Source organism: Euzebyella marina (assembly GCF_003687485.1).
GTDB classification, from domain to species: Bacteria; Bacteroidota; Bacteroidia; order Flavobacteriales; family Flavobacteriaceae; genus Euzebyella; species Euzebyella marina.
Window position 1 is genome coordinate 3376915 of sequence record NZ_CP032050.1, and the last position, 23521, is coordinate 3400435.

22 protein-coding genes are annotated in these 23521 nt (G+C 40.2%); 11 read left to right on the forward strand and 11 right to left on the reverse strand.

What is annotated here, in order from left to right:
* Nucleotides 1-24 precede the first annotated feature (24 nt).
* Nucleotides 25-1932: an acetate--CoA ligase gene (acs, locus tag D1013_RS14395; RefSeq protein ID WP_121849498.1), complete on the forward strand. Its 1908-nt coding sequence runs from the start codon at nucleotides 25-27 to the stop codon at nucleotides 1930-1932.
* 54 nt (nucleotides 1933-1986) lie between these two features.
* On the opposite strand, the gene D1013_RS14400 is transcribed toward acs, so the two are convergent.
* Complete coding sequence (locus D1013_RS14400; protein WP_121849499.1) at nucleotides 1987-3204, reverse strand: multidrug effflux MFS transporter; 1218 nt, start codon at nucleotides 3202-3204, stop codon at nucleotides 1987-1989.
* Nucleotides 3205-3313: 109 nt separating this feature from the next.
* Between D1013_RS14400 and udk the strand changes: the two genes are divergently transcribed.
* From udk to D1013_RS14440, 8 genes are all read left to right on the forward strand, one after another.
* Nucleotides 3314-3922, forward strand: a complete 609-nt coding sequence (gene udk / locus D1013_RS14405; RefSeq protein ID WP_121849500.1) for a uridine kinase — start codon at nucleotides 3314-3316, stop codon at nucleotides 3920-3922.
* Between the two features lie 5 nt (nucleotides 3923-3927).
* Complete coding sequence (locus tag D1013_RS14410) at nucleotides 3928-4260, forward strand: FtsB family cell division protein (RefSeq protein ID WP_121849501.1); 333 nt, start codon at nucleotides 3928-3930, stop codon at nucleotides 4258-4260.
* A 154-nt stretch (nucleotides 4261-4414) separates the two neighbouring features.
* A complete protein-coding gene (locus D1013_RS14415; RefSeq protein ID WP_121849502.1) occupies nucleotides 4415-5188 on the forward strand; it encodes a ParA family protein in 774 nt (257 codons plus the stop codon).
* Nucleotides 5188-6090, forward strand: a complete 903-nt coding sequence (locus D1013_RS14420) for a ParB/RepB/Spo0J family partition protein (RefSeq protein WP_121849503.1) — start codon at nucleotides 5188-5190, stop codon at nucleotides 6088-6090. The genes D1013_RS14415 and D1013_RS14420 overlap by 1 nt, the downstream gene beginning before the upstream one ends.
* A complete protein-coding gene (locus D1013_RS14425) occupies nucleotides 6083-6721 on the forward strand; it encodes a DUF5683 domain-containing protein (protein ID WP_240467918.1) in 639 nt (212 codons plus the stop codon). Before D1013_RS14420 ends, D1013_RS14425 begins: the two co-directional genes overlap by 8 nt.
* 111 nt (nucleotides 6722-6832) lie before the next feature.
* Nucleotides 6833-7534 carry a 4-hydroxy-tetrahydrodipicolinate reductase gene (gene dapB / locus D1013_RS14430; protein WP_121849504.1) on the forward strand — a complete coding sequence of 234 codons (702 nt, stop codon included), beginning with the start codon at nucleotides 6833-6835 and terminating at the stop codon, nucleotides 7532-7534.
* A 65-nt stretch (nucleotides 7535-7599) separates the two neighbouring features.
* Entirely contained in the window at nucleotides 7600-9300 is a 1701-nt protein-coding gene (lepB, locus tag D1013_RS14435) for a signal peptidase I (protein ID WP_121849505.1), read from the forward strand.
* 27 nt (nucleotides 9301-9327) lie between these two features.
* The gene (locus D1013_RS14440) at nucleotides 9328-10518 is read left to right on the forward strand and encodes a molybdopterin molybdotransferase MoeA (protein WP_121849506.1); all 1191 of its coding nucleotides are present in this window, start codon (nucleotides 9328-9330) and stop codon (nucleotides 10516-10518) included.
* Nucleotides 10519-10521: 3 nt separating this feature from the next.
* On the opposite strand, the gene D1013_RS14445 is transcribed toward D1013_RS14440, so the two are convergent.
* The 3 genes from D1013_RS14445 to D1013_RS14455 form a co-directional block, all read right to left on the reverse strand.
* Nucleotides 10522-11796 (reverse strand): amidohydrolase family protein, encoded by a 1275-nt coding sequence (locus D1013_RS14445; protein ID WP_121849507.1) that lies wholly within the window; start codon nucleotides 11794-11796, stop codon nucleotides 10522-10524.
* A 19-nt stretch (nucleotides 11797-11815) separates the two neighbouring features.
* A complete protein-coding gene (locus D1013_RS14450; protein ID WP_394343385.1) occupies nucleotides 11816-14761 on the reverse strand; it encodes an amidohydrolase family protein in 2946 nt (981 codons plus the stop codon).
* Between the two features lie 160 nt (nucleotides 14762-14921).
* Nucleotides 14922-15989 carry a DUF3810 domain-containing protein gene (locus tag D1013_RS14455; protein ID WP_121849509.1) on the reverse strand — a complete coding sequence of 356 codons (1068 nt, stop codon included), beginning with the start codon at nucleotides 15987-15989 and terminating at the stop codon, nucleotides 14922-14924.
* A 152-nt stretch (nucleotides 15990-16141) separates the two neighbouring features.
* Here D1013_RS14455 and D1013_RS14460 point away from each other — a divergent pair, with 152 nt between their 5' ends.
* Nucleotides 16142-17602 (forward strand): aminoacyl-histidine dipeptidase, encoded by a 1461-nt coding sequence (locus D1013_RS14460; protein WP_121849510.1) that lies wholly within the window; start codon nucleotides 16142-16144, stop codon nucleotides 17600-17602.
* Between the two features lie 48 nt (nucleotides 17603-17650).
* Here the strand turns inward: D1013_RS14460 and D1013_RS14465 are convergent, their stop codons facing one another.
* The 4 genes from D1013_RS14465 to D1013_RS14480 form a co-directional block, all read right to left on the reverse strand.
* A complete protein-coding gene (locus D1013_RS14465; RefSeq protein ID WP_121849511.1) occupies nucleotides 17651-18007 on the reverse strand; it encodes a DUF805 domain-containing protein in 357 nt (118 codons plus the stop codon).
* Between the two features lie 159 nt (nucleotides 18008-18166).
* Nucleotides 18167-19282, reverse strand: coding sequence for a peptidylprolyl isomerase (locus D1013_RS14470; RefSeq protein WP_121849512.1), 1116 nt, complete (start codon nucleotides 19280-19282; stop codon nucleotides 18167-18169).
* A 20-nt stretch (nucleotides 19283-19302) separates the two neighbouring features.
* Complete coding sequence (gene gldI, locus D1013_RS14475; RefSeq protein WP_121849513.1) at nucleotides 19303-19869, reverse strand: gliding motility-associated peptidyl-prolyl isomerase GldI; 567 nt, start codon at nucleotides 19867-19869, stop codon at nucleotides 19303-19305.
* Nucleotides 19866-20888: a DHH family phosphoesterase gene (locus D1013_RS14480; RefSeq protein WP_121849514.1), complete on the reverse strand. Its 1023-nt coding sequence runs from the start codon at nucleotides 20886-20888 to the stop codon at nucleotides 19866-19868. Before D1013_RS14480 ends, gldI begins: the two co-directional genes overlap by 4 nt.
* Nucleotides 20889-21123: 235 nt before the next feature.
* Between D1013_RS14480 and D1013_RS14485 the strand changes: the two genes are divergently transcribed.
* A complete protein-coding gene (locus D1013_RS14485) occupies nucleotides 21124-21543 on the forward strand; it encodes a nucleoside-diphosphate kinase (protein WP_121849515.1) in 420 nt (139 codons plus the stop codon).
* Between the two features lie 54 nt (nucleotides 21544-21597).
* Here D1013_RS14485 and D1013_RS14490 read toward each other — a convergent pair whose 3' ends face one another.
* Genes D1013_RS14490 through recF form a run of 3 tightly spaced genes read right to left on the reverse strand, consistent with a single transcriptional unit; the run spans nucleotide 21598 to nucleotide 23427 of the window.
* Complete coding sequence (locus tag D1013_RS14490) at nucleotides 21598-21894, reverse strand: DciA family protein (protein ID WP_121849516.1); 297 nt, start codon at nucleotides 21892-21894, stop codon at nucleotides 21598-21600.
* On the reverse strand, nucleotides 21894-22322 hold the full coding sequence (locus D1013_RS14495) for a hypothetical protein (protein ID WP_121849517.1): 429 nt from the start codon (nucleotides 22320-22322) through the stop codon (nucleotides 21894-21896). Before D1013_RS14495 ends, D1013_RS14490 begins: the two co-directional genes overlap by 1 nt.
* Nucleotides 22309-23427 carry a DNA replication/repair protein RecF gene (recF, locus tag D1013_RS14500; protein ID WP_121849518.1) on the reverse strand — a complete coding sequence of 373 codons (1119 nt, stop codon included), beginning with the start codon at nucleotides 23425-23427 and terminating at the stop codon, nucleotides 22309-22311. Before recF ends, D1013_RS14495 begins: the two co-directional genes overlap by 14 nt.
* Between the last annotated feature and the right edge of the window lie 94 nt (nucleotides 23428-23521).

Below are 23521 nucleotides of genomic sequence, written 5' to 3' on the forward strand. Positions count from 1 at the left end.
ATTTTAAAGAAATAGAGTACACTAATGAGCAATTACCACATTAAACATTTAGAAGAATACTTTCAAGTCTATCGCAAATCGGTAAGAAACCCCGAAGCCTTTTGGGAAGAGATTGCCGAAGAGCACTTCGTTTGGCGAAAAAAATGGAACAATGTTTTAAGTTGGGATTTCTCGAAACCTGAAATAAAATGGTTTGAAGGTGCCAAATTAAATATTACCGAAAACTGCATTGACAGGCATTTACCTACCAGAGGGGACAAAACGGCTATCTTATTTGAACCGAACGACCCCAATGAAGAAGCCCTTCATATCAGTTATAGGGAATTACATGAAAGGGTTTGCCGAATGGCCAATGTTCTTCTTGATAAAGGAATAAAAAAGGGAGATAGGGTATGTATATACTTGCCTATGATTCCTGAACTTGCTGTGGCGGCTTTGGCATGCGCACGAATCGGGGCCATACATTCGGTAGTTTTTGCAGGCTTTTCATCTAGCGCTTTGGCAGCACGAATCAATGATTGTGAATGCAAGCTTTTAATTACGTCAGATGGTTCTTATCGAGGCAGTAAGACCATTGACCTAAAGGGAATTGTAGATAAAGCACTTGACAACTGCCCAGTAGTAAAGACTGTTCTCGTCGCCAAAAGAATCAATACCGACATCCCTATGATAGACGGAAGGGATGAGTGGTTACAGCCTTTACTTGATGAGGCTTATGCCGATTGCGTGGCCGAAATAATGGATGCCGAAGATCCGCTTTTCATTTTATATACATCCGGCTCGACAGGAAAACCTAAGGGAATGGTTCATACAACCGGAGGTTACATGGTTTACACCGCATATACCTTCAAAAACGTATTTCAGTACAGAGAGGAAGATATTTATTGGTGTACCGCCGATATCGGCTGGATTACTGGTCACTCTTATATTGTCTATGGACCATTGGCAAATGGTGCTACAACGGTAATGTTCGAAGGCGTTCCTTCGTACCCTGATTTTGGGCGTTTTTGGGAGGTAGTTGAAAAGCACAAGGTCAACCAATTCTACACCGCGCCAACAGCTATTCGAGCCCTAGCCAAAGAAAATCTCGATTTTATTGATAGCCACGACCTATCTTCTCTAAAAGTATTAGGTTCGGTAGGCGAACCCATCAACGAAGAGGCATGGCACTGGTACAATACCAATGTCGGCAAAAAGCAAAGCCCTATAGTAGATACTTGGTGGCAAACCGAGACCGGAGGTATTATGATTTCGCCGATACCGTATGTTACGCCAACTACTCCCACATATGCAACGCTCCCATTCATTGGCATACAACCTGCACTTATGGATGAAGAAGGTAAAGAAATCAAGGGAAAGCAAGTTTCGGGAAGACTCTGCATTAAATTTCCTTGGCCATCGATAGCAAGAACTATTTGGGGCAATCACGAAAGATACCGCGACACCTATTTCTCGGCTTATAAAGACATGTACTTTACAGGTGATGGTGCCCTGCGCGATGCGGTAGGCTATTATAGAATTACGGGTCGTGTAGACGATGTGGTCATCGTCTCAGGACACAATTTGGGTACGGCTCCCATTGAAGATTCTATCAACGAACACCCAGCGGTTGCCGAAAGTGCCATTGTTGGTTTTCCTCACGATATAAAAGGAAATGCCCTTTACGGTTTTGTTATCTTAAAAGAAGTAGGTGAAAGTCGTAACCGCGAAAATTTAGTAAAAGAAATCAATCAGCAGATTACCGAGCACATCGGACCTATCGCCAAGCTGGATAAAATTCAATTTGTACCCGGTCTTCCCAAAACACGTAGTGGTAAAATAATGAGACGTATTTTGAGAAAAATAGCTTCTAAAGACACTGCTAATTTAGGCGATACCTCCACCCTTCTCAATCCGGAAGTGGTCAAAGATATCATGGACGGGGCTTTATAGAAGATAATATCGAACTAGTTAAAAAAGGGCTTTCCAAAAGAAAAGCCCTTTTTTTTATCCTTTTGACAATGAAGCGATTGGTCTAGGTTTTCTCACCAAAAGCATGATTCCCAAAGAAATCAACCCGCAAACGGCTAAACCAACAAACATTGGCCAAACTGTGTCCGTCACAAACTGCCCGATATAACTGGCAATAGGCACTGCTATAACTGTAGACACAAACCCATTGATAGCGGCACCGATACCGGCAATATGTCCGATAGGCTCCATGGCAATAGACCTAAAATTTCCCCAAAGGAAGCCAAGGCAGAAAAACTGTACCGATAAGAAGGCCACGAGTACTGCAACACTTGGGTTGGGCTGATTCCAAAAAAGAAGCACGTATAATAAGGCGATACCACAAAAAGCTGAAAGGGCCATTAAAGCCAGCTTTCTCATACCAAATTTCATCACGAGGGTACCGTTCAAAAAGGTAGAAAGACCTATGGAGACGGCAAGACCGGCAAATATGTACGGAAACGATTCTACCATGCCATACTGATCTTCAAAAACGTGCTGCGAAGCACTTAGGTAGACTAAAAATGCCCCGGTAATAAACCCTGATGTAAACGTAAAAGCGACCGTTTCTCGATGTTTGATAAATTCGATGGACCCCGTAAGAAAAACACGCGGAGAGAAGGAAACTTTATATTGTGGTTTTAAGGTTTCAGGTTGACGTTTCCAAAACCAAATACTGATGATTACCGCAAAAATCAATTGAACGTAAAAAATACCTTCCCACCCGAAAGCATCCATTATCCATTTGCCCGTTGCAGGTGCTATAACGGGTATCAAAATAAAAAAGGCTGTTACGAACGACATGATTTTAGCCATGTAATCGCCTTTATATGTATCCCTAATAATAGAAATAGCAATACTTCGCGGTGCTGAAAGACCGATACCCTGCAACACTCTACCAAAGACCATTATACCTAAGGAAGGCGCCAAAAGACACACCGCACTGCCCACCGCAAATGTGATGAAACCTGCGTAAACCATTGGTTTACGACCATAGCTATCGGATAGGGGTCCAAAGAAAAGCTGCCCTACCCCAAGCCCGAGAAAAATCATGGTTATGAGCATCTGATTCTCGGTCGGATCTAAACTATCAATAGATTCTCCTATAATGGAAAGTGCCGGCAGAAGGGCATCTAAGGCCAGCGCTACTATAGACATCAGTGAAGCCATTAAGGCAATGAACTCAAAATTAGGCTTTACGTTTTCATTTTGCATTCGACAAAATTAGTGATAAGGCGTCTAACGCCTGTTATCAAAACTTCATTTTACCGATATGTGTCGTTTTGCATCTCAAATATGTATTTTTGACAAAAATTTAAAAGGAATGTTGATTATTGGAATTGCTGGAGGAACAGGGTGTGGAAAGACCACGGTGGTCAATCAGATCATTGATGAACTTCCTGAGGGTGAGGTAGGTGTCATTTCACAAGATTCGTATTACAACGACCTTTCGCATCTTCCTTTGGAAGAACGTAGAAAAACGAATTTCGACCATCCACAGTCCATTGATTTTGAATTACTTGAAGAGCATTTAATTACCCTTAAAGAGGGTCATTCCATCAAACAGCCCGTATACTCTTTTCTAGAATGCAATAGAACCGATAAAACGGTTCCCGTTCACCCTACCAAGGTGTTAATAGTAGAAGGTATTTTGATCTTGACCAACCCTAGGTTGCGAAAAATGATGGATATTAAAATTTTCGTTCATGCCGATTCTGACGAACGTTTGATAAGAAGGCTTAAACGCGATGTGAACGAACGGGGCTGGAATCTTGATGAGACCCTTGAAAAGTACCAAACGAACATCAAACCGATGCACCTTCAGTTTATCGAACCCAGTAAAGAGTACGCCGATATTATCATACCCAACAATAAATACAACACGGTCGCAGTTGATATTGTAAGAACGATTATCAATGATAAATTGACCTAGGCAAAATGGGGCTCAAAGAAATTAGGCAAAAGAAATGGTTCGGTCTGCTTACCAATATTTACATATTGGTACTGACCGTTTTTGTTATATGGATGCTCTTTTTCGATACCAATTCGCTGTTGATCCATCTTGAACTCAAAAAAGAAATCAACAAACTTGAAAAACAGCAAGAATTTTTAAAACAGGAAATAGCGAAAGACAAACAAATTCTAGAAAAGCTATCAAACCCTGAAGAATTGGAGAAATTTGCTAGGGAAAAATACTTTCTAAAGAAAAAAGACGAAGAAATCTATCTTATTGAATACGAAGATAGCCTCAAGCTTAAAGAGGAAAAATAACAACACTTTCTAGAATCATACCGTACCTCATCGAAGAATTCAGCAGGTTAACCAACTTTAACGCAAAATAGCCCAGTTATTCACCTTGTGTTAACAAATTGGTTTTACTCGCATCGTAATTAATCGTATTTTTACCCTCTAACAACGACGGATAATGGGCAAGATAATTGCTATTGCAAACCAAAAGGGAGGAGTAGGTAAAACTACCACTACCGTTAACTTGGCAGCCTCTCTTGGGGTACTTGAAAAAAAGGTGTTATTGATAGATGCCGACCCTCAGGCAAACGCAACCTCTGGGTTGGGAATTGAAGTTGAAGATGTTGAATTGGGCACTTACCAATTGTTGGAACTCACCACCGACGCGAAGGATACCATCATTAAGACAGATTCTCCGAATTTAGATCTTATTCCTGCTCATATAGACTTAGTGGCCATAGAAATCGAGCTTGTCGATAAAGACGATAGAGAATACATGATGCGCAAAGCGATTTCAGACCTGCGTGACTCGTACGATTACATTTTAATCGATTGTGCACCATCGCTAGGTCTACTGACTTTGAACGCATTGACCGCCGCTGACTCCGTTATCATACCTATTCAGTGCGAATACTTTGCCTTAGAGGGGCTCGGTAAACTTTTAAACACTATTAAAAGTGTGCAAAAAGTGCACAATCCGAACCTTGACATCGAAGGCATGCTGCTCACTATGTACGACCAACGTTTACGACTATCAAATCAAGTTGTAGAAGAGGTTCGCAAACATTTTGCCGATATGGTGTTCGATACCATTATTCAGAGAAATGTAAGGTTGAGCGAGGCACCAAGTTATGGCGAGAGCATTATAAAATACGATGCCAGCAGTAAAGGCGCTACGAATTATCTGAATCTGGCCAACGAGGTCGTGAAGAAAAATAAAGAAATAGCTTAATGGCGAGAGCAACAAAAAAACAGGCTTTAGGACGCGGACTTTCGGCTTTATTGAAAGATCCAGACAACGATATTCAAACAGCAACAGACAAAAATGCCGATAAGGTGGTCGGCAATATTGTTGAATTGGATATTGATGCCATCGAAGTCAACCCTTTTCAGCCACGCTCGAACTTTAACGATGAAGCTCTTCAAGAACTGGCTACTTCTATAAGGGAGCTAGGCGTTATTCAACCCATAACGGTACGAAAACTCGAATTCAACAAGTATCAGTTGGTTTCTGGTGAGCGAAGGTATCGGGCGTCTAAGCTAATCGGTCTTGAGACGATACCTGCTTACATACGTATTGCCAATGATCAAGAGTCATTGGAAATGGCCTTGGTCGAAAACATTCAACGCCAAGATTTAGACCCTATTGAAATTGCCCTTTCTTATCAGCGTTTGATGGATGAAATTGAACTCACCCAAGAAAAGTTAAGCGAGCGAGTAGGTAAAAAAAGATCTACCATTACTAATTACCTTCGACTTTTAAGGTTAGACCCAATCATTCAAACCGGTATGCGTGATGGTTTTTTAAGTATGGGCCACGGTCGTGCATTGGTCAATATTGAAAAAAAGTCAGATCAAATTGCCTTGTACGAGCGTATCATTGGCGAAAATCTTTCTGTTCGAGATACCGAACGAGAAGTAAAGGCTTACCATGCAGGGCCAGAGACTATAAAGGACAAAAAGGCTAAAAATTCCGTGCCAGAATTTGCCAAGCAGAACATAGACCAGTTCACAGACCATCTTTCCGTGAAGGTAGCCATATCGGCTTCCGATAAGGGCAAAGGAAAAATAACCATACCATTTCATTCCAAAGAAGAATTTAAAAGAATCAAAAAATTGATCCTTGGTGAGTAAATCGCTTTTTACATTTTTCTTTTTAGGTTTTTTCATCTTTGCTACACAGGCCCAAGAAGACCCTACTACTACAACTGAGGTCGACTCATTGGAAACTACTTTAGAGGAAGAAGGCATTGTCTTGGTCGATTCGGTAAAATCAAAAAGAAAGGCTATCAATCCCCTGGCACCAAGTAAAGCTGCTTTTTATTCCGCTGTTTTTCCGGGGTTGGGCCAAGCTTATAATAAAAGATATTGGAAAGTGCCCATTGTTTTTGGTGCTATCGGAGCTGCCGTTTACGGCTATACTTGGAACGACAGCCGATATGACCGGGTTCGAACAGCCTTTAAACGTAGGCAAGCCGGTTTTACCGATGATGAATTTTACGACCCTAACAATACCGGTAATGGGCCATTGATTGATTTGGAAGACCTTCAAAATGAACAGGAAAGATTTCAAAGAGATCGAGATTTATTGTTGTTGGTATCAGTAGCCCTATATGCCCTAAATATAGTAGATGCTAACGTTGATGCCCATCTAAAACAGTTCAATGTTGACGATGACCTTAGTTTTGATATGGAACCCTACATCAATGTAGATCCGGTCACCAACTCTCCGCACTACGGCATGGCCATGACTATAAAATTTTAATGTTTGCCCAATAACAAGGGTTTGCGCTATAAAATCAGGATTATACACTATTTAATCGGCTTCAAATCTTATTTTTGCGCCTACTGACTAATAAAATTTAAAAATTACAAAGTGAATATAGCGCTCTTCGGATATGGAAAAATGGGTAAAATGATTGAGCAAATTGCCCTAGATAGAAACCATAAGATTGTTGCCAAAATCGATGTTGATACCCAAGATATTGACTATTCAAAAATGGATGTCGCTATCGACTTCAGTATGCCGAACGCTGCTTTTGAAAATATCACCAAGTGTTTTGAAAATGGCGTACCAGTAATATCGGGTACTACAGGCTGGTTAGACAAATTTGAAGAAGCGAAGGCCATTTGCACAGAAAAGCAAAGTGCTTTTATTTATGCTTCCAATTTTAGCCTTGGGGTGAACATTTTCTTCGAACTTAATGAGTACCTCGCAAAAATGATGAGTACTCTTGAACAATATCAAGTATCGATGGAGGAAATTCACCACACGCAAAAGCTAGATGCCCCCAGTGGCACAGCAATAACCTTGGCCGAAGGAGTTATTAAGAACAGCAATTACAAAGGCTGGAAACTGGATGAAAGTGATGAATCTGAAATCGCTATCAAGGCAAAAAGAATAGGCAATACCCCAGGTACGCACACCGTAGATTATACGAGTTCAGTAGATTCCATAGAAATAAAACATACTGCCCACAACCGTGAAGGTTTCGCCTTAGGAGCTGTAATTGCTGCCGAATGGATCATTGGTAAAGAGGGAATTTTCACGATGAAAGATGTGTTAAACCTAGGTTAACCAGTAACTTTTTTTAATTAGAATAAACTTATTTGCGTTAAACCCAACATAACAAAGCAATTATAATGAACGCTACACAGTGGTTACTTTTTATTCTGATCATTCAGATCATTCATTTCTTAGGTACTTGGAAACTGTACGTAAAGGCTGGTAGAAAGGCTTGGGAAGCTGCGGTACCCGTTTACAACGCCATCATTTTGATGAAAATCATCAATCGCCCTACATGGTGGACCATACTCCTTTTCATACCCATTATCAACTTATTGATGTTTCCCATTATTTGGATTGAGACCATTCGTAGTTTTGGCCGACACAGTCTGGGTGAGACTTGGTTGGTAGTATTTACATTGGGTTTTTACATATTCTACGTCAATTATGCGTTAGATGTTAAGTACATCGAGAATAGAAGCTTGCATCCTCGCACGGCTACAGGTGAATGGGTGAGTTCCATTGCTTTTGCCGTCATAGCAGCCACGTTGGTTCATACCTATTTTATTCAACCTTATGTAATCCCTACCCCATCATTAGAGCGAACCTTGCGTGTGGGGGACCTGTTATTCGTAAGTAAATTTCATTATGGGGCACGAACCCCAATGACGACCATTGCAGCGCCTATGGTGCATGATACGCTGCCGATTGTACGTACTAAATCATACTTAAAGAAACCACAATTACCTTATTTTAGGCTACCTGGTTTCACCAAGGTAGACCGCAACGATATTGTGGTATTCAGCTGGCCGGCAGATACCGTTCGCCAATTTTTCAAAAAAGAAGCTGGAGTACAAAAACCGATTGACAAAAAATCGAATTATGTGAAGCGCTGCGTCGGTATTCCGGGTGACTCTCTTCAAATAATCGATGGCCACGTCTATATCGATGGTAAACAACTGGTTTTGTCAGACCGTGCGAAACCTCAGTACGATTATACGGTGTATGCCAACAAAGGGGTATCCTCAAAAATCTTGCAAGAGTTGGGTGTCGGTGATTTTCAACGTAAATATATCACAGGAGCCATTAATCAAACGCAGTATGAAGCCATTAGAAAATACCTGTTAGGCTCAGATCGTACTTCAGATGGTAAAATTGCACTCTATACCAAAGCAAAGGGTATTCCTATCAATGTAATACGCAATCAAGGGCTTGCACTTACCGAAGAAACACCAAGACAAAGAATTGCCGCTTTAACCGATGAAATGGTGGCTCAACTAAGAAAGAACGATGCGATTGATTCTGTGGTCATAGAATTGGACAAAAAGGGAGTGGCGGGATATAATAACTTTCCGCAAAACCCCATGTACCCATGGAATTATGACCAAATGGGCCCAATCTACATCCCTGAAAAGGGAGCAACGGTTCCTTTAAACTTAAAGTCTTTACCTCTTTATAAAAAAATAATCACTGAGTACGAGGGTAACACTTTAAGCGTCAACGGCAACCAAGTTTTGATCAATGGTGAAGTTTCGGACAGCTATACCTTTAAGCAAGATTATTATTGGATGATGGGTGACAACCGCGACCATTCTGAAGATAGTAGGGCTTGGGGCTATGTGCCTGAAAACCATATCGTGGGTACGCCCATTTTTATCTGGTTGAGCGTTGATAATTTCAATGAGGGAATATTAAATTGGAAACCTCGCTGGGACCGTATTTTTACTACTGTAAATGGCGAAGGCGAACCGGTTTCATACTTCAAATATTTCTTGATTGCCCTTGTAGCCTACTTTGTAGGAAGTTGGTTATGGAAAAGAAAAAAGGCAAATAGTTAATATCGTTTCCCCTATAAAGTAAAAACCATGATTTCTTATGAGGAAGCTTTGGGTGAAGTACTTGACAACCCTTTAGAACTAGGTGTTGAAAAAGTTTCCCTTTTAGAAAGTCACGGACGTGTTTTGGCAGAAGATATTCTTGCCGATAGAGATTTTCCGCCCTTTAACCGTTCTACCAAAGATGGTATTGCGCTTGATTTCAGCTCTTATGAGCAAGGTCGACGGGATTTCAAGATTACCGGAGTTTTGGCTGCCGGTATGCCCCAACAAACATTGAATGACAAAGAGGAGTGTCTCGAAATTATGACGGGGGCCGTCTTACCTGCCAAAGCCGATACCATCGTCATGTACGAAGAGACGGAGATTGAAAATGGTATTGCCAAAATATTATCTCAGCCTAAAAAGGGTCAAAATATTCATCAAAAGGCGGCCGATATTCAAGCTGGGGAAATATTATTAAAAAAGGGAAAAACTATCTCGACTTCGGCCATAGGAGTCATGGCCTCGGTCGGAAAATCGTACGTATTAGTTAAAAGACTACCCAAAATTGCTGTTATCTCCACGGGAAATGAATTAGTAGAAATCTCGGAAACACCTTTAGCACATCAGATTAGAAAATCAAATGTAATCTCTTTATCTGCAGCACTAAAGTCAAAAGATATAGAGCATCAACTTCTACACCTGCCCGATGACAAGCTTGCAATCACAAAAGAAATAAAACAGATTTTAGCCGAATTTGATGTATTGATGCTCAGTGGGGGCGTATCGAAAGGCAAATTTGACTATTTGCCGGAAGTTTTTGAAGAATTGGGCATTGAAAAGGTTTTTCATAAGGTCAGTCAACGACCAGGAAAGCCCTTTTTGTTTGGGAGAAATAGTGAAAAGACAAAAGTTGTTTTTTCTTTTCCTGGCAATCCGGTGTCAACCTACGCAAACTACCATGTCTATTTCCTTCCTTGGTTGAATCGCTCGCTAGGCATTCCGTTGCCATCTGAAAAAGTGGTGGTTACAGAAGAAGTAGTTCCGCATGAATTTTTGACCTTATTTTTACAGGTAAAGATTTCTTGGAACGAAAACCAATTGCAGGCAACCCTTGTAAAAGGTAATGGTTCAGGTGACTTGGTAAGTCTCGCCCTTGCCGACGGTTTTATTAAAGTGCCTAAAGGAACCACTACATTTGAACCGGGAAGTCAATTCGAATACATCCCAGCAAAATAAGAGCTATTTGCTTTTATACTTTTCAGAATAACGTTTCCATAATTCCGTTTGATGGGTCTCCAATGAAATTTCCCTTCCATCTATAAAAGCGGAAATCAACTGATTTCCCGACATATCAAGTGCATCGCCCTCTGAAATGAAAAGAGTGGCACTCTTACCATCTTCCAACGTACCGTAAGATTCGCTTATGCCTAGAATTTTGGCTGTATTACCTGTTATAAGTTGTAAAGCTTGCTCCTTATCCAAACCATGAGCCACGGTCTGTCCTGCAAAAAATGGCAAGTTCCTGGTCTGAAAATTAGAGGCTTCAGAATTTTGCAATCCGACCAGAAGCCCAGCTTTTAGCAGAAGTCCTGGTAACTTATAAGGCAAATCATAATCTTCATCATCAGTGTGTGGCAACATATGGGTGTGCCTAACCAATACGGCGATTTTATTCTCCTTCAGAAACTCAGTCACCTTATTCGCCTCATAACCTCCGACCAATACAACCTCTTGCACCCCTAGTTCTTTGACAGTTGTGACACCCTCTAAAATATCTTTCTCACTATTCGCATACAGATATAATTTCTGAGAACCATCAAAAAGACCCTGCATGGCAGCGAAGACCTGATTCAGCTGTTCTGTACCCGTTTTACCATAAGCCACCGAGTTCTTTAAAAATTCTTCTACCCCACTTTTCTGCTCGACATACTTTTCATTTGGTTTGGCACCATTATACGAAGATGGCCAGTGCAGGTGTACGCCATCGTCAACTTTGACAGCTGCATCTTCCCAGTTCCAAGCATCGAACTGCACGACAGAAGAAGTACCTGATATGCGCCCGCCAACTGGAGTGATTTGACCCAATAATACCCCGTTGGGCCTCATACTTTCAACAACCTTTGATTCGGTATTGTAGGCTATCAAACTTCTTACATGCGGAATCATTTCCCCTATTTCATTTTGATCCTTACTGGCCCTCACAGCATCAATTTCTACCAACCCCAGTGATGTGATCGGTGCGATAAAACCTGGGTAGATATGTTTGCCCTCACCCTTGATTTTTTTCCCTCTCCTAGCAATTTTTGTCATAGCACTACCGACAAAGGTCAGCTTGCCATTTTCGAACATGACCAATGAATTCTCTATTACTTCACCATTACCCAAATGGGCTGTAGCACCTTCAATATAAACAGGCTCTTTTTGTTCACTTGCCGGGGTCTGTTGTGCAGTCGCCCAAAAACCATTGATTAGAACCAATAGAGCGGTTATGATATATATTTTTGTCTTCTTCATTCTTCAGTAACTATTTTAATTAGGCCCCTGTATCGCAATGCATCAGTTCTTTTTTGTCTTCCTCAGGTTTTTGTGTTTTTGCACCTCCCTGCTTGACAATAAGCATTTGATTGATCAGTTTGTTTCGTTCTTCTTTTACCGATTTTCTAAGCATTGCATCTTTTTCAATATCAAAGAATATAGCACCATCAATAATAGTCTTTTCAGCTTTTGCATAAATTGATAATGGGTGATGGCTCCAAAGTACCAAATCTGCATCTTTACCTTCTTTGATACTTCCCGTTCGCTGGTCTAAATGCAATAATTTAGCAGGATTAATAGTGACCATTTTCCAAGCTTCCTCTTCAGATAAGGCACCATATTTCATTGTTTTGGCCGCCTCTTGATTAAGCCTTCTTATCATTTCGGCATCATCGCTATTGATGGCAACCGTAACACCTTGATTATGCATGATAGCGGCATTGTACGGTATAGCGTCATTTACTTCGAATTTATAGGCCCACCAATCGCTGAAGGTGCCGCCCCCTACCCCGTGTTCTTTCATCTTATCGGCTACCTTGTATCCCTCTAAAATATGGGTAAAGGTATTGACCTTAAAATCGAACTTCTCGGCCACTTTCATCATCATGTTTATCTCACTTTGAACATAACTGTGACAGGTAATAAATCGTTCGCCACGAAGAATTTCGCCTAAGGTTTCCATTTCTTCATCGTAACGGTAGGGTTCACCGCTCTCTTTTTTCGCCAAATATTCTTTAGCTCTTTGAAAATAGTTCATAAAAACCTGTTCTACCCCCATTCTGGTTTGAGGAAATCGGGTATAACTACCCCAATTGCTCTGCTTAACATTCTCCCCTAAGGCGAACTTGATGAACTTCGGAGAATTCTCATAGACCATTTCGTTGGGCAGCATGCCCCACTTCAGTTTCATTATAGCCGATTGACCCCCTATTGGGTTTGCTGAACCATGAAGTAATTGTAGGGTCGTTACCCCACCAGCCAAAGCATGATAAATACCTTTATCTTCATTGTCGACCACATCTTGCATCTGAACTTCTGCGGAAGAATTTTGACCGGCTTCATTAATGGCAAGTGCGGCAATATGGCTATGTTCGTCGATAATGCCAGCCGTTAGGTGCTTTCCGGTCGCATCAATGACCGTTGCGCCTCCTGCATTTAAATCAGCGCCTACTTTCTGAATTTTTCCGTTTTTTACCAGTACATCGGTATTTTTTAAGATTCCCTGCTCTTCACTCGTCCATACCGTGGCATTCTTGAAAAGCATATTTTGGGCTTGGGGAATCTTTTCATAGCCATAACCAATGTTCGGATAGGTAACTTCCGTCAAAGGGGGCATATAATTCTCTTTTTTATCCTTTTGAGAAAAGGGAGCTGTCTCAACAGCTGAAAAGGTTGATTCTCTACCATCACCTAATAAAACCTTACCCTTAATTTGGTTATCGGTAATGCCTTCGTTCGAAGTTGATAATCGATATGTTTTGTTGTTCTTATCGATAATTGCAATGGTCAGCCAACCCTCGTTGTATTTCAGTTGTGCCTTTAGCTTTAAAGTATCTTTCTTGACTTCTATTTTCGGTTCTACAGATTTTCCTTTGATGGAAAGTGAAAATTTTTGATTGTCAATAGTTACATCGTACTCTCCCCTAATATCCTTCTTATCTATATCGTTAACCACATACTTTTTTCCCTGCACCCAATTCTCATAAAGAACAGTCTCTTTGTCAAAAATATCTCCCGATGAAATCAAAAAGTTAGCTATTCTACCTTCTTGTAAGGTTCCTAAATCGTTGCTTTTTTGAAGAATTCGGGCCGGTTCGGTCGTTAATGCATGAAGGGCCTTGGTTTTCGGTAACCCGTAAGCAATTGCTTTTTGTAATCGGGTCATAAAATCATCGGAGGTTTTCAAACCGTGAAGGGTAAAAGCAAAAGGCACCTCGTTTTCCGCTAATATTTTAGGATTTGCCGGAGCTTGGTTCCAATGGCGCATCGATTTCAACGATAAATGATGAACGGCATAGGGGTCTTCGACATCATATGCATCCGGAAAGTTTAAGGGTAGAATTAGTGAAGCGTTGGTCGCCTTAATTTCAGAAACCCTTTCGTACTCATCGCCTCCCGCTAAAATGGCGTACTGAATTCCGAACTGATCTCCGATACCATCGGCTCTCAACACATTGCCTTTATCTTCCGCAGAAAAAATCTGAACCAGACCCTTGTTTGCCATAAGAGCCTCAAGGGAACGGTCTTTAGTATCAACATTGCCTTTTTCGTACCAATCGGCATCAGCATACATTTGCCGCAAAAGCGCCATTGCCCCCATTAAAGAGGTGGGGTACGATTGTCGTTGCGCAATACTCTTGGTAAAAGAGAAGTACTGAGCCGAGCGGTCATTCAAAATTCTCACGGCATCATTCTCCCTATCGTTCAATGCAATCAGTACCCCGGTACCGCGGGCTATACCATCTTGAATATGTGAGTTGACGACCCCAAAACCGTTCTTTAGTAGTTTTTCGGCTTCCTTTTGATCGTAGGTAAATTTATCGATTGCATCATTTTCGGGCATTATATGATCATTCCAATAATAACCATCTCTCGAAGGCTCGTATTCGGCTGACCTTCCTTCTGCTTCTGCCTTTTCCGGTTTTGAAATTCCAAAATCTGAAAAAATATCTATAAAAGAAGGGTATATCCACCTACCTGCAGCCTCAACTACCACCGTATTCTCGGGCAGGTCCACTGACTTCCCTACCTTGACCACTTTACCGTTTCGAATCAGCAAGGTACCCTTTTCAAGAACTTGTGAAGGAGAGACAAAGATCTTGGCATTGGTCAATGCCATATAATTATTGTTCTTCGTTTTTACCTCGCCATTCGCTGGAAAATATTCTTGTGCAGCCAAAATTGTGCAACTGAATAATGTCAAAAGGGTCGCCCTAAACTTCAACATATACTGTATGATTTTCTGAAAAGCCTAAAAGTAACCAAAGCCCTCGGTTAAAAGAAATATTAAGGCTACGTGAAGCTAATTTTTATTATAAAATGAACAACAGCTCTTAGATTTTATAGACTTAGTGAAATGAAAGATATCTATCTAAATTAATCGATTATAACGGGTTTATTTCATGGTAGCCGACCATCAACTCTACTATCTTACTATAACTTTCGATACCGTCTTTTTGTTGATTGGCTTTTAGAAACGTATTAAATATCGATTTGAAGATAGGCTCAAAAGGATTAATATACTTCTGATTGAATTCATACAGCTCTCTATAATTCTCTTGTACCCCAAAATTTATATCTGAATACATCTCTTGAAATAGGTCTTCATCATATCTTCTTACCGCACTGAGACAATGACTGAGGGCATAAGCGGCTGCCGAGTATTGAAAATAGATATCATTGTTCTTTGACGTCATCAAATAACCTATAAAATTGGTCTCATTTTCTTTGGAGTAGCCCACCTGATGCCCCACCTCATGGGCACTCACCACTGGAAACCTAAAAACTGGGGTGAGGCCATTGACTTGTGCTTCGTTCGTAAAAGGGTTCAAATAGCCTCCAATACCTAAATAACACGAGAGTGTACTATAAACCGATTTTTTTAAGCTCGGCCTTTCATAGGTGAGAAATGGAAGTTGACTCTGGGTCTTGTCATATTCATCAATGGTCTTATCGAATATTTCGTTTCTGGAATAGGGCACTTGAACCATCTGAACCGAATCTCCGGTTATTTCTGTCTGTAGCCGGTTGACCTTCTGTATTAATTTTGCGGTAAGCTCTATTACTTCGTGGGTTTGAACAGAATCTCTAATTCCGAATTTTTCAGAAATCGGCTGCCTATAATAATTAAGACCCCATACCATATTAAAGGTAAAATAGAATACCGAAAGAACCATCACAACATCCCTTAGAAACCATAAAGGTTTACCACTAATTGTCTTCCAATTCTTGAAGAGGTATGCTATTGCTATTGCAAGTAGTAGCGTATAAATGATATCGCCAAAGGAAAAGGGAATCCATCCGAAAAGAAATCTAAAAAACTTACTTATCAAGGGGTAGAAACCTTGGCTATAATAGTTCTCGACCACATCTGGGTTACTGCCCAACCATGCCACCATAAAAATTTGCGGTACTAAACTAAGAGCTACGGCATTTTTAAATTTGTGGTTCAATGGTATACTATTGATTGAATTTGGGACAAAAGTGATTAAAACCTTCCGCAATGGGCCAACTATCCGCTGAACGGTCGCATAAAATTCAAAATTAACCAAATAACTGCCAAACCAATTTTAGAGTATTTATTTTTGCTGCACAAATATTGATTATGAACAAAGAAATAAGAGAATTAGAGCCCATAGCCGTTTGGAATAAATTTGCTGACCTAAATGCAGTGCCGAGGCCATCGAAAAAAGAAGAGAGAGTCATTCAATTTATGATGGATTTCGGTGCTTCCCTGAATTTAGAGACCGAAAAAGACCTTGTCGGCAATGTTATCATAAGAAAACCGGCTACCTCAGGAATGGAAAACCGAAAAATGGTTACCCTGCAGTCGCATCTTGATATGGTTCACCAAAAGAACAATAACACAGATTTTGATTTTGACACCCAAGGCATAGAAATGTTTATAGAGAATGATTGGGTAAAAGCCAAGGGTACCACACTAGGTGCCGATAATGGAATGGGAGTGGCAGCCATCATGGCACTTTTAGAAAGCAAAGACATTCAACACCCCCCATTAGAAGCCCTTTTTACCATTGATGAAGAAACCGGTATGACCGGTGCTATGGGGCTTCAGCCCAATATGTTGAAGGGTGATATGCTACTGAACCTAGATACTGAAGAAGATGACGAACTAGATATTGGGTGCGCCGGGGGCATCGATGTAACCGCTACCCGAAAATACAATCATAAACCAGTACCAAGGGCGACCGTAGGTTATGAGATAACCGTTAACGGACTTCAAGGCGGTCATAGCGGTATCGATATTCATAGAGGTTTGGGAAATGCCAATAAAATCATGAACAGAATTCTCTACTACGGGTCTACTCAATTCATGATGCGTATTTCGGAAATAGAAGGAGGTAGCTTGCGTAATGCCATACCTAGGGAAAGTATAGCAAAGGTTGTGGTTCTTAAATCTCAAACAGATGAGTTCAAATCTGCCTTTGAACAATGGTCGGAGATCATCAAGAAAGAATTGGTAGTTCAAGAACCTAACCTTAATATCGCTGTTTCAGAGATTAAACTACCCAAGAATGTAATGGGCGTTGGGGCTCAAGAAAGACTTCTAAAAGCTATTTATACGGCACACAACGGAGTGTATGCAATGAGTGTAGCGATTCCTGATTTGGTAGAGACTTCCAACAACGTGGCCCGGGTAGAAGTCAAAAATGGTAACATAAAAATAGGATGCCTAACCCGTTCATCTGTTGATTCTGCAAAAATGGATTTGGCCCACGCCTTAAAAAGCGCTTTTGAATTGGCCCGATGTGATGTTCAATTTAGTGGTAGTTATCCAGGATGGTCACCGAACCCCGATTCGGCCATTTTAAAGGTCGCAAAAGAGAAATATGAAAAGATGTTCAACGAAGAACCGAAGGTAGTAGCCTGTCATGCAGGTTTGGAATGTGGAATTCTTGGAAAAAATTATCCTGAAATGGATATGATAAGCTTTGGCCCGACTATCATGGGCGCCCACTCCCCGGATGAGAGGGTCAGTATTTCTTCCGTTCAGAAATTTTGGAAATTTCTATTGGAAATTTTGAAGGATACTCCTAAAAAATAATAAAAAGGGCCGATTTTCAATCGGCCCTTTTTGATGATACTTTATTTTTCAAACCTTTTGTAAAGAAGGGTTTTCTTCTGCCTTTGGGTTAGAACCCCACTTATTGTCACCGGGTTCACTATCGGAACAGGCCAAATATAAATTGTAAAACGGAACCAGAATATACCAACCGCTCTTACCAACATCATGCATTCTGCGAACACCAACGGCTATGGCCGGTATGATTACTCCAAGTGAATAAAGCATAGAAGCAAAGAAGAGAACAGGAGTGTCCATTGCAATGGCAATAATCTGTAAGCCGTAGGAGATAATGGTATTGAACAAAAAGAACATCCAATACTCCTTTCGTCGAGCCCTTCCTTCAAAATTAGCGTAGTTCTGCAATACTTTTAAGTACCAATTCATAAAATAAAGATTTAGGTTATACTGTTTGCTTATACAACGAGCCGTATTACCTATCTATTATTAAAATTAGATGAACTGCACAATTGATTAATTTACGCTGCTTATAAAAAAGAAAAACCTCGCTTTTGCAAGGTTTTTCTTTTCTTGATTATCCTAGAATTACTCTGCTATCCCTGCGATTTCCAAATCAAAAACCAAATCGGCATTCGGCGGAATAGGTCCCGTACCTTGAGGCCCGTAACCTAAATGCGAGGGTATATAAATTCTTACCTTATCTCCTACCTTCATATTCAATAAACCTTCTTTAAAGCCAGCAATTAAACGAGCATCCGGACTATAATCCATTGGTAGAGGCTCATAACCGCCACCCATCTTCCTACGCTCGTCAAATTTATTGTATTTGACCGCTACATCTTCATAATTGCTATCGAACAATGTACCGTCTTCTAAATAGCCTGCATAATAAACCAATACTTGGTCACCGGTTTTTGGTTTAGGACCCTCACCCTCTTTTAACCTCTTCAACTTAAGGCCTGATGGCAATTCTTCGGCCTCTTGTTTTTTAGTTGGCAAAGAAGCAGTAAAATCGCTTTTCATCTTTTCAAAGGCGGCAATTCGGGCTTCCTCTTCGGCGAAATAATCATTCATTACCTGAACGGCATCGAACTTTTTGGCTTCTTTTCCGTTTCGAACTATTTCAACCTTGTTCATGACCACATCAATCTCTGGGCGATCTTTGGTTGCAGGGTTTTGAGAGGTCTTTACGTTTGCAATAGAATCAACTACATCCATACCCTCCACTACTTCGCCAAAAACGGTGTGCTTACCGTTCAAAAATGGTGTCGGTTTATGGGTGATGAAAAACTGGCTGCCATTGGTTTTTGGCCCCGAGTTGGCCATCGAAAGAATTCCTTTTCTATCATGAACCAAACTATCGTTAAATTCATCTTTAAACTTGTAGCCTGGGTTACCTCTACCGGAGGCTGTAGGGTCTCCACCCTGGATCATAAAATCTTTAATGACCCTATGAAAAATAACCCCATCGTAGTATTTTTTATCCTTTAAGCTATCGGCGACAAAAGGATTTTTACCCTCTGCCAATGAAACAAAATTAGCTACCGTCACCGGTGTCTTTTCATATTCTAACTTAACGATTATATCACCTTTCGTTGTTTGAATATCGGCGAAAAGTCCATCGCCCAATTCGGCATACTGACTTTTACAACCGGCCAGTAGTACACCTAGCATCAAAAGAAATAAATAAGCTCTTTTCATTATTAAATAATTTGGGTTTTCTATTCTGATTCTATTTCATCAACATTTTCATGTTGTTCTTCAATTTTCAGCAAAGTTACTCTTGCCTTTAGGGGAACGTTGACCCCTATTTTATTATTATCTCCATGATAACCAAAACCTAAGGAAGAAGGAAAAAGAAATACGGCGGTCTCACCTTCTTTTAATAGTTTAACGCTATTGCGAAGACCGGGAAACAATTCTTGTTTATCTACCTTATATTGAAATACACCTATTTCATCTTGCGAATAGATGGTATCTCCTTCAAAAGTCATTAAAGCATAGGTCAAGGAAACCAAATCATCAGGTTGGGGTGTATATTCGTACTGTTCATTTCTGGTTTCGTAGTAATACCATGAACCTGTAGAACTATGAACATATTCATTGGCGCTATCTCTTTCTATCAATTTTTGCATGGCTTTTTCTTCTTGCGCCAAGAGTACTTTATTTCGCTCTACCGACTCTTTGAAAAAGCTTCCCGAAGTAACCTTCACTGGTCTTCTAGGTTCAGGACCTCCACAATTGACAAAAAAAATAGCTGTTATGAGAAGTAAAATACAGTTTTTCATGGTCTGAGTTGAGCTTGATAATTCTTCAACAACGATTCAAAATGGGTTGCGGTATCTTCAAGTGATAACTCGCTTCTACCTCCGGCCGCATTGTTATGCCCGCCACCATCAAAATGGTTTCGGGCGAATTCATTGACCGAAAAATCACCGATTGATCGCAGCGAAATCTTGATGATACCTTCTTCTTTGTTTTCTATAAAAATAACAGCGAAAATAACGTCTTCAAGCGTCAAACCATAGTTTACGAAGCCCTCAGTATCACCCTTTTGAAAATTGTGGGCATCTAATTCTTGCTGACTTAGTGTAATGTATGCGGTTCGGTATTCCTTCAGAATGACCAAATTATTTAGGGCGCAACCCAATAAACGTAGTCTTTCGGGGGTGTTGGTGTCAAATACCCGATGATGTATTTCAGTATTTTCTGCACCTCTATCGATCAAGTCGGCCACAATGCGGTGTGTTCTTCCGTTTGTGGAACGGAATTTAAATGATCCGGTATCTGTCATTATACCAGTATACAGGCAATTGGCAATTTCGGGAGTGACTTTATCTACGGTATCAATGCTTTCAATAAAATTATAAACCATCTGACAAGTAGAGCTCATATTCACATCTGAATACATGACCTCAGCGTAATCTGAAGGAGCTTGATGATGATCAATCATCACAAAGGGAATTTGACCTACTTTTTCCTGCAATGGTTTTTCCATCTGGCCAATTCTTCCTAAGTGATTAAAGTCTAAAGTAAAAATGAGGGTCGAACCGTCAATTTTTTCTTTTGCCTGGGTATTTTCCCTTTCAAAGTTGATGATAGAGCCGCATCCGGGCATCCATTTTAAGAATTTAGGATAATCATTGGGTACGATAACGGAAGTCTCTTGACCTATTCCTGTCAGGTAATGCCAAAGTGCCAACGCAGAACCTATGGCATCGCCATCAGGATTCTTGTGTGGTACGATAACAATTTTCTGCGGTCGGGAGAGTAGTTCTTTTACCGCGTTGATGGTCTCTGAATTCATGCGCGCAAAGATACAATATAATACCATTACGGTAAACATCATCTAGGTGATACCTATAAACTACTAAGGGTTGATGGATAGTTGAACCAAGCAATACTGTAAATAATTATACCTGATTGAATAAGGACTAGATGAACCAACATTCTTAAAACTATCAGTTTAAGTCATTAGACGTAGCGTTCATTTAATATTGCCTATTGCCCAATAAAGCTTATTTTTGCACAAAATTTTTGAAATGACAACAAACAGAACATTTACGATGATTAAGCCAGATGCCGTTGAGAAAGGGCATATCGGAGCTATTTTAGAAAAAATCACTTCAGCGGGCTTCAAGATTGTCGCAATGAAATATACCCAGTTAAGCAAAAGGGATGCCGAGGAATTCTATGCGATTCACAAAGAGCGTCCGTTTTTTGGTGAGTTGGTAACCTTTATGACCCGCGGACCTATTGTTTCTGCCATTTTGGAAAAAGACAATGCGGTAGAAGATTTTAGGGCCTTAATAGGTGCAACCAACCCAGCTGATGCTGCCGAAGGTACCATTAGAAAAATGTTCGCTACCGACATCGCAGAAAATGCGGTTCACGGTTCAGACAGTGATGAAAATGCCGCTATTGAAGGTGCTTTTCACTTTTCAGGTCGGGAGATTTATTAAGAAAATCCAGAATAATTTTAAAAAGGCCTTTGTTCTATATTGAATAAGGGCCTTTTATCTTAATATCAATTTCTTCACCAACGCCCGGCCCAATTCTTCATTGAGCATGGTTATAATTTTTGATTTGCCCAAGCTTAATTCTTCCCTTAAAACCGAAGAAGACAAGGCTACATATAGCGTGTCGCCCCTCAACTCTATAGCCGTAGTATAGTTGTTAACGCCATTTCCCATTAAATTTTTCCAGGCATCTCTTACCTCTACTTTATCCATTCCCCCTTGTAGCCGATTCTCACGAATAAATTCGCCAAGAGCCTCGCCCATACTCAAGTTATCATTCTTTCTTTTAGCCATTATTCAATAATTGAAATAGGTTCAAATCTACTATATTCATATTGAATGCCCTCTTCATTTTCCACCGAAAAAGTAGCTTTTTTAAGTTCTATAATTTTTTCTTTCCATTCGCTGAGTCCTGACTTATAATGTAACCAAAACATTCCATCTTCCTCAACTATCAGAAACTTTTCGGCATCATCGGACGTTTCGTAGGTACCATCGAATTTAGGTTGCATCTTTTTTCTAAATCCCTCTAATTCTTTTATCTCAAAATAATCGACAGTGGTATTTACATTGTATTGTTTTACAGTGCCATCTGGTGTTTGAACCTCCCTAATCTCCCAATATCCGTTCAGTTTCTCTAAATCATCTTCGCTAATCGAATTGGAGCAGGCCGATAGACACAAAACGAATACAACGGCCCATAAACCTTTACAATTCTTCATTTTCGTAAGTGGAATTTTGATTGGAATCGATTTTAATAATCTTATAAGATTGATGAATACGCTTTACAATTTCTTCCGTTCTATCGGCATGTGTATCGCTAATAAAGATTTGCCCGAAATTCTCATCGTTCACCAAATTGACTATATGGGCAACCCGATGCTCATCCAATTTATCAAATATATCATCCAACAACAAAATGGGAGTTGTGTTAGACTGGGTTTTAATAAATTGAAATTGGGCAAACTTTAATGCTATTAAGTAAGATTTCTGCTGGCCCTGACTTCCAAATTTTTTGATAGGATGCTGATGAATCTCAAAACTGAGGTCGTCTTTATGAATGCCCACAGAAGTATACTGTAGGGCCCTATCCTTTTCTATATTTCGTTCTAAAAGGTCAATTAGGCCCTTTTTCAACAACTTACTTTCATAGACCAACGACACTTCTTCATTACCCCCGGTGATGACCTGGTGTTGCTCTTGAAAAATAGGTATAAAAGACTCTAGAAAATGAACTCTTGTTAGATGGATCTTAGTACCGTAATCATGCAATTGTTCATTATAGACCGAAAGGGTCGTTGAATCAAAAGTTCTATTAGCCGCAAAGTATTTTAAAAGGGAATTACGCTGGGCCAGTACCTTATTATACTTTAAGAGGTTTTGAAGGTAACCTTTATCGGATTGCGATATTACACCGTCAATAAACTTTCTTCGGGTATCACTACCTTCAATAATCAGGTCTCGGTCGGCTGGAGATATAATCACCAATGGTAAGAGCCCGATATGATCGGCCAAACGGTCATAGGCCTTGCCATTTCGCTTGATTATTTTTTTGACTCCCTTTTTTAGGCTGCAGACTACTTTTTCATCCCTTTCTTTTTTTTCAAATTCGCCATCGATAACAAAGAATTCTTCGCCATGTCGAATGTTTTGGGTAGAAACGGGATTAAAATAACTTTTACCAAAAGAGAGATGGTAAATAGCATCCAATACATTGGTCTTGCCTATTCCGTTCGGTCCTACAATACAATTGATTTTCTCATCGAACCCAAAATTTGCAGAGCTAAAATTCTTGTAATTTATAAGGGATAATTTTTTTAAAAACATGTGAGCTTCTGCCGTATTTACTGCTTTCTATACTGAAAACTCCAAAAATAACGAATAAATACCCTTTAGTTTTTCGATAAAAACTTTATTTTTG

Bases quoted from the DNA above. Each gene is read 5' to 3' on its own strand.
- D1013_RS14470 (WP_121849512.1), bottom strand. From the start codon at position 19,282: ATGAAAAGAGCTTATTTATTTCTTTTGATGCTAGGTGTACTACTGGCC.
- D1013_RS14480 (WP_121849514.1), bottom strand. From the start codon at position 20,888: ATGAATTCAGAGACCATCAACGCGGTAAAAGAACTACTCTCCCGACCG.
- lepB (WP_121849505.1), top strand. From the start codon at position 7,600: ATGAACGCTACACAGTGGTTACTTTTTATTCTGATCATTCAGATCATT.
- acs (WP_121849498.1), top strand. From the start codon at position 25: ATGAGCAATTACCACATTAAACATTTAGAAGAATACTTTCAAGTCTAT.
- D1013_RS14490 (WP_121849516.1), bottom strand. From the start codon at position 21,894: ATGGCTAAAAGAAAGAATGATAACTTGAGTATGGGCGAGGCTCTTGGC.
- D1013_RS14460 (WP_121849510.1), top strand. From the start codon at position 16,142: ATGAACAAAGAAATAAGAGAATTAGAGCCCATAGCCGTTTGGAATAAA.
- gldI (WP_121849513.1), bottom strand. From the start codon at position 19,869: ATGAAAAACTGTATTTTACTTCTCATAACAGCTATTTTTTTTGTCAAT.
- D1013_RS14420 (WP_121849503.1), top strand. From the start codon at position 5,188: ATGGCGAGAGCAACAAAAAAACAGGCTTTAGGACGCGGACTTTCGGCT.
- recF (WP_121849518.1), bottom strand. From the start codon at position 23,427: ATGTTTTTAAAAAAATTATCCCTTATAAATTACAAGAATTTTAGCTCT.
- D1013_RS14465 (WP_121849511.1), bottom strand. From the start codon at position 18,007: ATGAATTGGTACTTAAAAGTATTGCAGAACTACGCTAATTTTGAAGGA.
- D1013_RS14415 (WP_121849502.1), top strand. From the start codon at position 4,415: ATGGGCAAGATAATTGCTATTGCAAACCAAAAGGGAGGAGTAGGTAAA.
- D1013_RS14400 (WP_121849499.1), bottom strand. From the start codon at position 3,204: ATGCAAAATGAAAACGTAAAGCCTAATTTTGAGTTCATTGCCTTAATG.
- D1013_RS14410 (WP_121849501.1), top strand. From the start codon at position 3,928: ATGGGGCTCAAAGAAATTAGGCAAAAGAAATGGTTCGGTCTGCTTACC.
- D1013_RS14440 (WP_121849506.1), top strand. From the start codon at position 9,328: ATGATTTCTTATGAGGAAGCTTTGGGTGAAGTACTTGACAACCCTTTA.
- D1013_RS14445 (WP_121849507.1), bottom strand. From the start codon at position 11,796: ATGAAGAAGACAAAAATATATATCATAACCGCTCTATTGGTTCTAATC.
- D1013_RS14485 (WP_121849515.1), top strand. From the start codon at position 21,124: ATGACAACAAACAGAACATTTACGATGATTAAGCCAGATGCCGTTGAG.
- D1013_RS14495 (WP_121849517.1), bottom strand. From the start codon at position 22,322: ATGAAGAATTGTAAAGGTTTATGGGCCGTTGTATTCGTTTTGTGTCTA.
- udk (WP_121849500.1), top strand. From the start codon at position 3,314: ATGTTGATTATTGGAATTGCTGGAGGAACAGGGTGTGGAAAGACCACG.